At 65.8% G+C, this 13,242-nt stretch carries 9 protein-coding genes; 8 read left to right on the top strand and 1 reads right to left on the bottom strand.

Annotated elements, in window-relative coordinates; all coding sequences use genetic code 11:
* The first annotated feature begins 63 nt into the window (after positions 1 to 63).
* The 3 genes from MG068_RS00430 (at position 64) to MG068_RS00420 (ending at position 5,491) form a co-directional block, all read left to right on the top strand.
* Positions 64 to 3,750: an indolepyruvate ferredoxin oxidoreductase family protein gene (locus MG068_RS00430; protein WP_132808725.1), complete on the top strand. Its 3,687-nt coding sequence runs from the start codon at positions 64 to 66 to the stop codon at positions 3,748 to 3,750.
* Positions 3,751 to 3,907: 157 nt separating this feature from the next.
* Positions 3,908 to 4,165, top strand: coding sequence for a helix-turn-helix domain-containing protein (locus MG068_RS00425; protein WP_004134030.1), 258 nt, complete (start codon positions 3,908 to 3,910; stop codon positions 4,163 to 4,165).
* A gap of 3 nt (positions 4,166 to 4,168) precedes the next feature.
* Positions 4,169 to 5,491 (top strand): type II toxin-antitoxin system HipA family toxin, encoded by a 1,323-nt coding sequence (locus tag MG068_RS00420; RefSeq protein WP_107431360.1) that lies wholly within the window; start codon positions 4,169 to 4,171, stop codon positions 5,489 to 5,491.
* Here MG068_RS00420 and MG068_RS00415 read toward each other — a convergent pair whose 3' ends face one another.
* Positions 5,492 to 6,106, bottom strand: a complete 615-nt coding sequence (locus tag MG068_RS00415; RefSeq protein WP_132808723.1) for a DUF938 domain-containing protein — start codon at positions 6,104 to 6,106, stop codon at positions 5,492 to 5,494.
* A gap of 773 nt (positions 6,107 to 6,879) precedes the next feature.
* Here MG068_RS00415 and MG068_RS00405 point away from each other — a divergent pair.
* From MG068_RS00405 to MG068_RS00385, 5 genes are read left to right on the top strand one after another with little or no spacing between them, the layout of a single operon-like run.
* Positions 6,880 to 8,511 (top strand): TldD/PmbA family protein, encoded by a 1,632-nt coding sequence (locus tag MG068_RS00405; protein ID WP_165929912.1) that lies wholly within the window; start codon positions 6,880 to 6,882, stop codon positions 8,509 to 8,511.
* 30 nt (positions 8,512 to 8,541) lie between these two features.
* Positions 8,542 to 10,176 carry a TldD/PmbA family protein gene (locus MG068_RS00400; RefSeq protein WP_032128710.1) on the top strand — a complete coding sequence of 545 codons (1,635 nt, stop codon included), beginning with the start codon at positions 8,542 to 8,544 and terminating at the stop codon, positions 10,174 to 10,176.
* 21 nt (positions 10,177 to 10,197) lie between these two features.
* Positions 10,198 to 11,532, top strand: coding sequence for a TldD/PmbA family protein (locus MG068_RS00395; RefSeq protein ID WP_019336350.1), 1,335 nt, complete (start codon positions 10,198 to 10,200; stop codon positions 11,530 to 11,532).
* Positions 11,532 to 12,239: a DUF4159 domain-containing protein gene (locus tag MG068_RS00390; protein WP_132808720.1), complete on the top strand. Its 708-nt coding sequence runs from the start codon at positions 11,532 to 11,534 to the stop codon at positions 12,237 to 12,239. The genes MG068_RS00395 and MG068_RS00390 overlap by 1 nt, the downstream gene beginning before the upstream one ends.
* Before the next feature lie 16 nt (positions 12,240 to 12,255).
* Positions 12,256 to 13,239: an AAA family ATPase gene (locus tag MG068_RS00385; RefSeq protein ID WP_132808718.1), complete on the top strand. Its 984-nt coding sequence runs from the start codon at positions 12,256 to 12,258 to the stop codon at positions 13,237 to 13,239.
* The last annotated feature ends 3 nt before the right edge of the window (positions 13,240 to 13,242 follow it).

Below are 13,242 nucleotides of genomic sequence, written 5' to 3'. Positions count from 1 at the left end.
TTCGCGCCTTTCCCGCCGCGTGCCTGCACGCGGCCGGTGCCAGCCGATCCTACCGGGCCAGCCATGACCAGTACCGCGCAACTCACTTCGCCCTCGTCCGCCGACCTGCTCGACCGTGATTACACGCTCGACCACAAGTACACCCGCAGCGAGGGGCGGATCTATCTGAGTGGCGTGCAGGCGCTGGTGCGGCTGCCGCTGATGCAGCGGCTGCGCGACGCCGCCGAAGGCATCGACAGCGCCGGCTTTGTCAGCGGCTACCGTGGCAGCCCGCTGGGTGGCTTCGACCTGGAGCTGTGGCGCGCGCGCAAGCACCTTGAAGCAGCCAAGGTGAAGTTCACCCCGGGCCTGAACGAGGATCTGGGCGCCACCATGGTGTGGGGCACGCAACAGACCAACCTGTTCCCCGGCGCCAACGTGCAGGGCGTGTTCGGCATGTGGTACGGCAAGGGCCCGGGCGTGGACCGCTGCGGCGACGTGTTCAAGCACGCCAATGCCGCCGGCACCTCGCGCTACGGCGGCGTGCTGGCGCTGGCTGCCGACGACCATGCCTGCCGCAGCTCGACGCTGCCGCACGGCAGCGAGGACGAGTTCGTCAGCGCGATGATGCCGGTGCTGAACCCGGCCGGCGTGCAGGACATCCTCGACATGGGCCTGCTGGGCTGGGCGATGAGCCGCTATACCGGCCGCTGGGTCGGCTTCAAGACGATCGCCGAGACGGTGGAATCGTCGGCCTCGGTCGAGGTCGATCCGATGGCGCGCCGCATCGTGCTGCCGGAAGACTTCGAGATGCCGTCGGGTGGCCTCAACATCCGCTGGCCAGACCCGCCGCTGGACCAGGAAATGCGCCTGCACCGCTATGCGGTGAAGGCCGCACAGGCCTTTGCCCGCGCCAACGGCATCGACAAGGTGGTGATGGATGCGCCGCGCGCGCGGCTGGGCATCGTCACCACCGGCAAGAGCTACCTGGACGTGCTGCAGGCGCTGGAGTACCTGGGCCTGGACGAAGCCGCGTGCGCCGACATCGGCATCCGCGTGTACAAGGTCGGCATGACCTGGCCGCTGGAACCGCAGGGCATTGCGCGCTTCGCGCAGGGCCTGGAAGACATCATCGTGGTGGAGGAGAAGCGTGCCTTCATCGAGCGCCAGATGAAGGAACAGTTCTTCAACTGGCCGGCCAGCTGGGGCCAGCGCCCGTCCATCGTCGGCAAGTACGATGAAAGCGGCGAATGGATCCTGCCGTCCACCGGTGAGCTGACGCCGGCCACCATCGCCGGCGTGATCGGTCGCCGCATCCAGAAGTTCTTCAACAACGAATCGATCGAGCAGCGCCTGCAGTGGATGCAGGAGAAGGAAGCCGAGCTTGCGTTGCCGCGCGCCAGCTTCCCGCGCGTACCGCACTACTGCTCGGGCTGCCCGCACAACACCTCTACCCAGGTGCCGGTAGGCTCGCGGGCGCTGGCCGGCATCGGTTGCCACTACATGGTGACCTGGATGGACCGCAGCACCGACACCTTCACCCACATGGGCGGCGAAGGCGTGACCTGGGCCGGGCAGGCGCCGTTCACCGACACCCCGCACGTATTCCAGAATCTGGGCGACGGCACCTATTTCCACAGCGGCTCGCTGGCGATCCGCCAGGCGGTCGCCGCCGGCGTCAACATCACCTACAAGATCCTCTACAACGACGCGGTGGCGATGACCGGCGGCCAGCCGGTGGACGGCCCGCTGAGCGTGCCCGACATCGCAAAGCAGATGCGCGCCGAAGGCATCCACACCATCGTGGTGCTGTCGGACAACATCGGCAAGTGGACCGGCCAGCGCGAGCACTTCCCCAGCGACGTCGAGTTCCACGACCGCAGCGAGCTGGATGAGGTGCAGAAGCGCCTGCGCGAGGTGAAGGGTGTTTCGATCCTGATCTACGAACAGACCTGCGCCACCGAGAAGCGTCGCCGCCGCAAGCGCGGCAAGCTGGAAGATCCGCAGAAGCGGGTGCTGATCAATTCGCTGGTCTGCGAGGGTTGCGGCGACTGCGGCAAGAAGAGCTTCTGCGTGTCGGTGCTGCCGAAGGAAACCGAGTTCGGGCGCAAGCGCGAGATCGACCAGTCCAACTGCAACAAGGACTATTCGTGCGTGAACGGGTTCTGCCCGAGCTTCGTCACCGTACACGGTGGCCAGCCGCGCAAGGGCAGCAAGCGCGATGCCTCCACCCTGCTGGACAATCTGCCGGCACCAACCATCCGCGGCACGCTGGAACAACCCTGGAACATCCTGATCACCGGCGTCGGCGGTACCGGCGTGGTGACCATCGGCGCACTGCTGGGCATGGCCGGCCACCTGGAAGGCAAGGGCGCGACCGTGCTCGACCAGACCGGCCTGGCGCAGAAGGGTGGCGCGGTGACCACGCATATCCGCATCGCACGCCGCCCGGATGACATCCACGCCGTGCGCATCGCCGCCGGTGAAGCCGACCTGGTGCTGGGCTGCGACATGGTGGTGGTCAACGACTACTGGGCGCTTTCGAAGGTGCGCGCCGGCCGTTCGCAAGTGGTGCTGAACACCTACGAAGCGATGCCGGGCACGTTCACCACCCGTCCGGACATGCAGTTCCCCGCCGCCGACATCATCGCCGGTGTGCGCGTAGCCCTGGGCGGCCAGGAGCCGCTGCTGCTCGATGCCACCCAGTTGGCCACCGCGCTGCTGGGCGATGCCATCGCCGCCAACCTGTTCATCCTCGGCTATGCGTGGCAGCAGGGCCTGGTGCCGCTGTCGTTCGAGTCGCTGATGCGCGCCATCGAACTCAACGGTGCGGCCGTGGCGATGAACCAGCAGGCCTTCGCCTGGGGCCGCCTGGCCGTGGTCGACCCGCAGGCCGTGCAGCAGGCCGCCGGCCTGGTGCGCAACCGCCACACCGATACCGAATCCACCCCGGGCCCGCTGCACCCGCTGCCGCCGGGCGAGTGGGAGGGCAACGAATGGGGCGCCACCGCCGCACCGCGCAACACCGGCGACGAACGCGAACTGCGTGGCCTGCCCTCGCACGGTGGCGACGTGGCATTCCTGCCGCTGGACGATGCACGCCTGTCGCGCTCGCTGGATGAAATGATCGAGCGCCGCGCCTCGTTCCTGGTCGAGTACCAGGACGCTGCCTACGCCAACCGCTACCGCAGCCTGGTCGAGCGCGTGCGCGCCGCCGAAGCCGACCGCATCGGCGGTTCCACCGCGCTGACCGAGACCGTAGCCCGTTACCTGTTCAAGCTGATGGCCTACAAGGACGAGTACGAAGTGGCCCGCCTGTATACCAGCGGCGACTTCCAGCGCCGCCTGCAGCAGCAGTTCGAGGGCGATTACCAGCTGCGCTTCCACCTGGCACCGCCGCTGTTCGCCAAGAAGGACGAGCAGGGCCGGTTGCTGAAGAAGGAATACGGCCCGTGGATGTTCAAGGCCTTCGGCCTGCTGGCCAAGCTGAAGTTCCTTCGCGGCGGCCGGCTTGATGTGTTCGGTCGCACCGAGGAACGCCGCATGGAGCGCAAGCTGATCGGCGATTACGAGGCCACCGTGCAGCTGCTGCTGGACGGCCTGGATGACGACCGCCTGGCGCTGGCGGTGGAGATCGCCAGCGTGCCCGAGCACATCCGCGGCTTCGGCCACGTCAAGGAAGCGCATTTCGAGCAGGCCAAGGCGCGCGAAGCCGCCCTGCTGGCGCAGTGGCGGAACCCGAAGGCGCTGCACATCGTGCAGGTGGCTTGAGCACCGCTGACGGCACGAAAGCAACCTATTGATTGCATATTGAAATAGCAATCGATAGATTGCCTCCAGCGAAGGAAAGAGATAGGTTGCTTGTGGTAATGCAACCTATCCTTTGCGTACACGTTCGCGTACGGTCACTTTCTAGGGGACTGCCGATATGGACAGGCCGCTGCACACGGTGAGGACACCTCAACAACTGGCACCGCTGATGCGTGCGTTCAGGCGCCAGGCGGGCCTGAGCCAGGCGCAGTTGGCGGCACAGCTCGGCATAAGCCGCCAGGCAGTAGGCGCATTGGAGCGCGACCCGGCATCGGCAAGCTTCGAACGGCTGATGCGGGTCTGGGCAGTGCTGGGTCTGGAAGTCAGATTGCAGCAGCGAAGCCCCCCGGAGACAACGTCAACGTTGGAGTGGTGAGCCATGGGTACGCTGCGGGTCTGGATGAATGGTGTCGAGGTCGCGCTCTGGGATGATGCCCGGAGCGGCTCTTCCCGGCTTTCGTACGTCGACTCGTGGATCAGCTCCGCCCAGTCCCGGCCGTTGTCACTCTCACTGCCCCTGCTCCCGGAGGGTGAGAGCCATCGGGGCGATGTCGTCAACAACTACTTCGACAACCTTCTTCCCGACAACGCCGTCATCCGCAACCGGATCCGCGACAGGTTCTCCACGCGCAGCAGCGACACGTTCGATCTTCTCGAAGCCATTGGCCGGGATTGCGTCGGCGCAGTGCAACTGCTGCCGCTTTCGCATACACCGGGGGACATCCAGCAGATTACGTGCGAAGCGTTGGACGAATCAGGCGTCGCTGCGATCCTGCGTCAGGTGACGGCAGGGAATCTACCTGGCGCACCCACCAGTGATGATGCGTTCCGCATATCCATCGCCGGTGCGCAGGAGAAGACGGGACTTCTGCTGCATGCTGGCCAGTGGTGCATTCCTACCGGCAGTACCCCATCCACCCACATCTTCAAGCTGCCGCTTGGCATTGTGGGCAACATGCGGGCGGACATGCACCAATCCGTCGAGAACGAATGGCTGTGCATGCAACTGCTTTCCGCCTTTGGAATCCCCGTTGCGAATACGCAGATGGGACGCTTCAAGGACGAACGCGCGCTTATTGTGGAGCGATTCGACCGCCGCCTTTCTGCGGATCGCCGATGGTGGCTGCGGCTGCCGCAGGAAGACATGTGCCAGGTCTTCGGTCTGCCCGCTGCCAGGAAGTATGAATCCGATGGCGGCCCAGGCATCGTGACCATCATGGATCTGCTTCGACAATCCGAGCATTTCGAGGATCGGGCGACCTTCTTCAAGACGCAGATTCTTTTCTGGATGTTGGCTGCAACCGATGGACATGCCAAGAACTTCAGTGTTTACCTCGAAGCCGGTGGACGCTTCCGCCTGACACCCGTCTACGACGTATTGTCGGTGCATCCCATCCTGGGTAGGGGGCCAAACCAGCTCGACCCGCGGAATGCACAGCTCGCCATGTCCGTCCAGGGCAAGAATCGCCACCGGAAGCTGCACCTTGTGCGACGACGCCATTGGAACGAAACCGCACGCGCCTGTGGTGTCGCTGATGGTGCGGAGCCGTGGATCGAAGCGCTGATCGCAGCCGTCGAACCCGCCATCGAGCAGGTCACGCGTCAGCTCCCAAGTGATTTCCCCGTAAACGTGTCCGAACCCATTTTCAACGGGCTGCGCGCTGCGGCGGCACGCCTTTCCAGCATGTCGCCGGACGCCTGATCACCCCAGCCGCCACAGCAGCAACCGGTTGTTGGCCGGCATCGCCACATCACCCAGGCGGGTGAAGCCGTTGTCCGCCGCCAGCGCCTGCACCGCTTCCACATCGCGGATGCCGCTGCGCGGGTCGCGCGTCTTCAGCCAGACATCGAACTGCGCATTGCTGTCGCTGGTGTAGCGACCGCCGTAGTTGAACGGGCCGTACACCGCCAGCAGCGCACCATGCCGCAGCACCGACGGCAGCGCGGCGAACAGCGCCTGCACATGCTCCCAGCCCATGATGTGCAACGTGTTGGCACTGAATGCGGCATCGAACGTGCTGCCCTCGGGCAACGACAGGCCCGGCGCCGGGGGTAGTTCCACCTGCAGTGCCACCGGCGGCAGCAGATTCAGCAACGCCGCCTCCGCGCGCCAGGCCTCGATGCCCGGCAGATGGTCCGGATGGTCGCTGGGCTGCCAGCGCAGCCACGGCCAGCGCTCGGCGAAGAACGCCGCGTGCTGGCCGGTGCCACTGCCGATCTCCAGCAGCCGATGGCGGTCGCCCATCCACGGGTCGAGTGCGGTGGCGATGGGTTCGCGGTTGCGCTCGCAGGCTTCTGAATACGGCTTGCTCGACATCAGGGACGGTGTCCAGGCGGGGTCGGCCCCATTGTGCACGAGGGGGTGTTGCTCGGCAGGGCTTCGGCGCCCTGCACCCGCCGAAGCCGGAGCAACGGCAACAGCCAAAGCAACAGCAACAGCGGGCTTCCTGTGGGATGGCGGGGTGGATCCGGTTGCGGGGGACGCCGTGAATCCCCCTCCGGGGTCCGGCCCAGCCGCTGGCGGCTGTGCGTTCGGGCGCTTGCGAAGCGGTGCTTCGCAAGCAAAGCGCCCTCACCCATGGAGGCTCGGTCGCGCCATCCATGGCGCTCACGCCCCCGCAACCGGACCCACCCCGCCTTCGACAGTTTTCTGCGGTCTGTCGGAACGGCTCTTGGGGTCAGATCCGTTTTCCGCAGGAGAACGGCTCTGACCCCGGATACATTTCGATATCTGACAGACGTGTCGACCAAGGTCGACACCTACCAACAGCCGAGTGAACCTGTCGAAGGTGGGGCGGTGTCGGATTGCGGGGTGTCAGCCGCATGGATGCGGCTGCCAAGCCTACAGGGACGTACTTGCGGCGTCCCCGCAGTCCGACACCGCCCCACCAACCCACGGAATGCCGCTCTGGCTTTGGCCGTTGCCGTTGCCGTTGCATTGAGCAGGTGCAGGGCTGCAAGCCCTGCCGAAACCCACCCAACCATGACTGCAGTCACTTGCCCGGACGCGCCGCGCTGGCGAAAGTCGAGGAGTTGACGTGATCGGTCCGGCCCGTTGCCAACCGCACGCAAGCGAGAGAGAGAAACGCTGTGCAACGACGTGAGTTCCTGGCTTTTTCCGGTCTGGGCCTGGCGGGCCTGCTGCTGCCGCATTCCCGTGCCATCGCCGCCGAGCAGCTGCTCGCCCCGGTCGATACCGCCCAGCGCAGACGCCTGGCGGACGTTGCGCTCGCCGCCGCACGCACAGCCAAGGCCAGCTACTGCGACGTGCGCATCGGCCGCTATCTCAACCAGTCGGTCATCACCCGCGAGCACCAGGTCGGCAATGTGACCAACCGCGAATCGTCCGGTGTCGGCGTGCGGGTGATCGTCAACGGCGCCTGGGGCTTTGCCGCTACCCACCAGCAGACCGAGGCTGCCGTGCGCGCAGCGGTCGAGCAGGCCGCAGCGATTGCCCGCGCCAACGCCGGCATCCAGACCCGGCCGGTGCAGCTGGCACCGACGCCGTCGGTGGGCGAGGTGCGCTGGCAGACCCCGGTGCGCAGGAACGCGATGGCGGTGCCGATCCAGGACAAGGTCGAGCTGTTGCTGGCACTCAACGCCGCCGCGCTGAATGCGGGCGCCGACTACATCAATTCCACCCTGTTCCTGGTCAATGAACAGAAGTACTTCGCCTCCAGCGACGGCTCGTTCATCGACCAGGACATCCATCGCATCTGGCTGCCGTTCACTGCCACCGCCATCGACAAGGCCAGCGGCAGGTTCCGCACTCGTGCCGGCCTGTCCTCGCCGATGGGCATGGGCTACGAGTTCCTCGATGGCGATGCGCGCGGCAAGGTGCAGCTGCCCGGTGGCATCACCGCCTACCGCGATTCCTACGACCCGGTCGAGGACGCCATCGCCGCCGCCCGCCACGCGCGCGAGAAGCTGAAGGCGCCGTCGGTGAAGCCGGGCAAGTACGACCTGGTGCTGGACCCGTCCAACCTGTTCCTGACCATCCACGAGAACGTTGGCCACCCGCTGGAGCTGGACCGCGTGCTCGGCTACGAAGCCAACTACGCCGGCACCAGCTTCGCCACGCTGGACAAGCGCGATGCCGGTTTCCGCTGGGGCAGCGACATCGTCACCTTCTTCGCCGACAAGACCCAACCGGGCAGCCTCGGTGCGGTCGGCTACGACGACGAAGGCGTGAAGACCCAGCGCTGGGATCTGGTGCGCGACGGCATCCTGGTCGATTACCAGGCCACCCGCGATGAGGCCCACATCCTCGGCCGCGATGCCTCGCATGGCTGCAGTTACGCCGATTCCTGGTCCAGCGTGCAGTTCCAGCGCATGGCCAATGTCTCGCTGGCGCCGGGCAAAAAGCCGCTCAGCGTCGAAGACATGATCAAGGACGTGGAGAACGGCATCTACATCCACGGCCGTGGGTCGTATTCGATCGACCAGCAGCGCTACAACGCGCAGTTCGGCGGCCAGCTGTACTACCAGATCAAGGACGGAAAGATCGCCGGCATGGTCGAGGATGCGGCCTACCAGATCCGTACGCCGGAATTCTGGAATGCCTGCACTGCGATCTGCGACGAGCGTGACTTCCGCCTGGGCGGTTCGTTCTTCGACGGCAAGGGCCAGCCCGGCCAGGTCTCGGCGGTCTCGCACGGTTCGTCCACCACCCGCTTCAACGGCATCAACATCATCAACACCGCGCGCAGTCTCGGCGCTTGAGCCACCCATCCTTCGACATGGAGAGCAGCCTTGCAAAGACGTGACTTCCTGGCCCTGACCGGGCTTACCGCGGGCGGGCTGATCGTGCCCTCCTTCTTCGGCAAGGCGATTGCCGCTGAACAACTGCAGAGCACGCTGGACCTGGGGCTGAAGAAGCGCCTGGCCGATGCAGCACTGGCCGCTGCCCGCCAGGCCGGTGCCACCTACTGCGACGTGCGCATCGGCCGCTACCTGCGGCAGTTCGTGATCACCCGAGAGGACAAGGTGCAGAACGTGGTGAACACCGAGTCCACCGGCGTGGGCATCCGCGTGATCGTCAACGGTGCCTGGGGCTTCGCCGCCACCAATGCGCTGGGTACGGCCGATGTAGCCAAGGCCGCGCAGCAGGCCGCAGCAATCGCCAAGGCCAATGCCGGCGTGCAGACCGCACCGGTACAGCTGGCCAAGGCGCCGGGCGTGGGTGAGGTGAGCTGGCGCACGCCTATCCGCAAGAATGCGATGGAAGTGCCGATCAAGGACAAGGTCGGCCTGCTGCTGGACGTCAACGCTGCGGCGATGGGCGCCGGTGCCAGCTTCGTCAACTCGATGCTGTTCCTGGTCAACGAGCAGAAGTACTTCGCCTCCACCGATGGTTCCTATATCGACCAGGACGTGCACCGCATCTGGGCACCGATGACGATCACCGCCATCGACAAGTCCAGCGGCAAGTTCCGTACCCGCGAAGGCCTGTCCTCGCCGATGGGCCTGGGCTACGAGTATCTGGACGGCGCGGCTGCCGGCAAGGTGGTCAGCCCGAATGGCGTGGTCAACTACAGCTCTTCCTACAACATGAAGGAAGATGCCATCGCCGCCGCCAAGCAGGCACAGGAAAAGCTGAAGGCCCCGTCGGTGAAGCCGGGCAAGTACGATCTGGTGCTCGACCCGTCGCACACCTGGCTGACCATCCATGAGTCGATCGGCCACCCGCTGGAGCTGGACCGTGTGCTCGGCTACGAAGCCAACTACGCCGGCACCAGCTTCGCCACCCTGGACAAGCGCGAGCAGCATTTCCAGTACGGCAGCGAGCTGGTCAACATCTTCGCCGACAAGACCCAGCCGGGCAGCCTCGGTGCGGTGGCGTACGACGATGAAGGCGTGAAGTGCAAGCGCTGGGACCTGATCAGCAACGGCAAACTGGTGGATTACCAGACCATCCGCGACCAGGCCCACATCCTCGGCAAGACCGAGTCCGACGGCTGCTGCTACGCCGACTCGTGGTCCAGCGTGCAGTTCCAGCGCATGGCCAACGTGTCGATGGCACCGGGCAAGAAGCCGCTGAGCGTGCCGGACCTGATCAAGGACGTGGAGAACGGCATCTACATCATCGGTGATGGTTCGTTCTCGATCGACCAGCAGCGCTACAACGCGCAGTTCGGCGGCCAGCTGTTCTACGAGATCAAGAACGGCCAGATCACCCGCATGCTGGAAGACGTGGCCTACCAGATCCGCACACCGGAGTTCTGGAACGCCTGCACCGCCGTGGCCGACGAGCGCGACTACCGCCTGGGCGGTTCGTTCTTCGACGGCAAGGGCCAGCCGGGCCAGGTCTCGGCGGTCTCGCACGGTTCGTCGACCGCGCGCTTCAACGGCATCAACGTCATCAACACCGCACGCAGCCTCGGCTGATCGGTCAGGAGCCCTTACACCATGAGTATCTTCACCGAAGCCCAGGCCAAGGCCATCCTCGACAAGGTCATCGCCCTGTCCAAGGCCGACGAATGCACCGCCGTGCTGGCCGGCGCGATCAGCGGCAACATCCGTTTCGCGCTGAACAACGTCTCCACCAGTGGCATCGTCGACAACACCGAGCTGGCGGTCACCGTCGCCTTCGGCAAGCGCGTGGGTACCGCCTCGATCAACGAGTTCGACGATGCCGCGCTGGAACGCGTGGTACGCCGCGCCGAAGACCTGGCGCGCCTGGCGCCGGAGAACCCGGAGTTCATGCCGGCCATCGGCAAGCAGAGCTATCGCGCCAGCCCGACCTTCAGCGAATCCACTGCAGCGATCGATCCGGCCTTCCGCGCCAAGGTCGCCGCCGATTCGATCGCCCCGTGCCGTGGCCACGGCCTGATCGCCGCTGGCTTCCTCGAAGACGGCCAGGGCTTCCAGGCCACCGCCAACAGCAACGGCAACTTCGCCTACCAGCGCACCACCAACTTCGATTACACCTGCACCGTGCGTACCGAAGATGGCCGCGGTTCGGGCTGGGTCGGCCGCAACCTGAAGGATGCCGCCGACTTCAAGGCCGACCAGGACATCCGCATCGCCATGCGCAAGGCCACCGAGTCGGCCGAAGCCAAGGCGCTGGAGCCCGGCAAGTACACGGTGATCCTGGAACCGGCCGCGGCCGCAGGCCTGATCAGCTTCATGATGAACTTCTTCAGCGCACGCTCGGCCGATGAAGGCCGCAGCTTCCTGTCCAAGAAGGGCGGCGGCAACAAGCTGGGCGAGCAGGTCTACGACCCGCGCGTGACCATGATTGCCGATCCGTGGCATCCGGACGCACCGGTGCTGCCGTGGGACGGCGAAGGCATGCCACGCGAGCGCATGGCGATCATCGAGAACGGCAAGATCGCCAACCTGGACTACTCGCGCTTCTGGGCGCAGAAGCAGGGCAAGACCGCCAAGGCAACGCCGGGCAACCTGCTGATGAGCGGTGGCGACAAGAGCACCGCCGAGCTGGTGCGCGGCACCCAGAAGGGCATCCTGGTCACCCGTACCTGGTACATCCGCATGGTCGATCCGCAGACCGTGCTGCTGACCGGCCTGACCCGCGACGGCACCTTCTACATCGAGAACGGCCAGATCAAGCACCCGGTGAAGAACTTCCGCTTCAACGAATCGCCGGTGATCATGCTCAACAACATCGAAGAGCTGGGCAAGCCGGTGCGCGTGGCCGGTGATGAATCCAGCTACGTGATGATGATCCCGCCGATGAAGCTGCGCGATTTCACCTTCACCTCGCTGTCCGACGCGGTCTGATGGATCGCCGGGCCTGCCTGCGCTGGTTGGCCGCTGCCGCTTCGGCGGCGGCGCTGCCAGCCTGGGCGCAGTCAGGCCCGCGCAGTTCGCGCTACGACTTCTGGTTCACCCGCCTGCAGTACGACTCCGGTGCCTGGGACGTGGACGCGCGCATGCCGTCCAACCTGATCACCTCGCTGATTGACTACACCTCGCTGCGCGTGGATCCGCAGGAGCATGTGGTGGCGCTGGCCGACCCACGCATGCTGGAAGCGCCGTTCTGCTACCTGGCCGGGCACACGCTGGTGGAGTTCAACGCCGCCGAGCGGCAGAACTTCGTGCGCTATGTGCGCAATGGCGGCTTCGTCTTCGTCGACGACTGCAACCACGATATCGACGGCCTGTTCGCCACCTCGTTCGAGGCGCAGATGGGTCGCCTGTTTGGTCCCAAGGCACTGCAGAAGCTGCCCAACAGCCACCCGCTGTACCGCAGCTTCTTCCGCTTCCCCGATGGCCCGCCCGCCACCAGCTTCGAACTCAACGGCTGGGGCGATGACCTGGTGCACGACTACCTGAAAGGCATCGAGGTCGACGGCCGCCTGGGCCTGCTCTACAGCAACAAGGACTACGGCTGCGAGTGGGACTACGACTGGCGCAACAAGCGCTTCCTGGCCGAAGACAACACCCGCTTCGGCGTCAACATCGTGATGTACGCGTTGAACAATTGATAGGACCTGCACGCCCATGACCACCGCTGACCTCGACTCCCTGCTGCCGCGTCTGCACGATCTGCGCGCTGCGCTCGCACGCGCGGTGGTGGGCCAGAACACCGTGGTCGAACAGCTGCTGATCGGCCTGCTGGCCGGGGGCCACTGCCTGCTGGAAGGCGCCCCGGGGCTGGGCAAGACCCTGCTGGTGCGCTCGCTCGGGCAGGCGCTGGAACTGCAGTTCCGGCGCGTGCAGTTCACCCCGGACCTGATGCCCAGCGACATCCTCGGCACCGAGCTGCTGGAGGAAGACCACGGCACCGGCCATCGCCACTTCCGTTTCCAGCAGGGCCCGATCTTCACCCACCTGCTGCTCGCAGACGAACTCAACCGCACCCCGCCGAAGACCCAGGCCGCGCTGCTGGAAGCGATGCAGGAACGTACCGTCAGCTACGCAGGCACCACGTATCCACTGCCTGCACCGTTCTTCGTGCTGGCCACGCAGAACCCGATCGAGCAGGCCGGCACCTACCCGCTGCCGGAAGCACAGCTGGACCGCTTCCTCCTGCACGTGCTGGTGGATTACCCGAGCGAGGACGAAGAGCGGCAGATCCTGGAACAGACCACCGGCGGTGCCACCGACGCGGTACCGAAGGTGATGGATGCCGAAGCGGTGATCGCGCTGCAGGCCGCAGTACGCCAGGTGCATGTCAGCCCTGATGTGCTGACCTGGATCACCCGCCTGGTGCGCGCCAGCCGCCCAGGCGAAGGCGCACCCGCGGCGATCAACCAGTGGGTGAAGTGGGGTGCGGGCCCGCGCGCCGGGCAGTCGCTGGTGCTGGCGGCGAAGGCACGCGCACTGCTGCAGGGCCGCTTCGCCGCCACCCGCGAGGATGTGCAGGCACTGGCCGCACCGGTGATGCGCCATCGCCTGCTGCTGTCGTTCGCCGCCGAGGCCGAGCAGAAGCGTGCCGACGACGTGGTCGCCGCCCTGCTGCAGGCCGTGCCGTTCCCGGGTTGATCC

The organism is Stenotrophomonas sp. ASS1 (genome assembly GCF_004346925.1).
Lineage (GTDB): Bacteria > Pseudomonadota > Gammaproteobacteria > Xanthomonadales > Xanthomonadaceae > Stenotrophomonas > Stenotrophomonas maltophilia_A.
The sequence above is the reverse complement of the archived record's forward strand: the minus strand, read 5'-3'. Positions and strand labels throughout refer to the sequence as shown.

Excerpts from the sequence above, each read along its gene's own strand:
- MG068_RS00430 (WP_132808725.1), top strand. The coding sequence starts at position 64 with ATGACCAGTACCGCGCAACTCACTTCGCCCTCGTCCGCCGACCTGCTC.
- MG068_RS00425 (WP_004134030.1), top strand. The coding sequence starts at position 3,908 with ATGGACAGGCCGCTGCACACGGTGAGGACACCTCAACAACTGGCACCG.
- MG068_RS00420 (WP_107431360.1), top strand. The coding sequence starts at position 4,169 with ATGGGTACGCTGCGGGTCTGGATGAATGGTGTCGAGGTCGCGCTCTGG.
- MG068_RS00415 (WP_132808723.1), bottom strand. The coding sequence starts at position 6,106 with ATGTCGAGCAAGCCGTATTCAGAAGCCTGCGAGCGCAACCGCGAACCC.
- MG068_RS00395 (WP_019336350.1), top strand. The coding sequence starts at position 10,198 with ATGAGTATCTTCACCGAAGCCCAGGCCAAGGCCATCCTCGACAAGGTC.
- MG068_RS00390 (WP_132808720.1), top strand. The coding sequence starts at position 11,532 with ATGGATCGCCGGGCCTGCCTGCGCTGGTTGGCCGCTGCCGCTTCGGCG.
- MG068_RS00385 (WP_132808718.1), top strand. The coding sequence starts at position 12,256 with ATGACCACCGCTGACCTCGACTCCCTGCTGCCGCGTCTGCACGATCTG.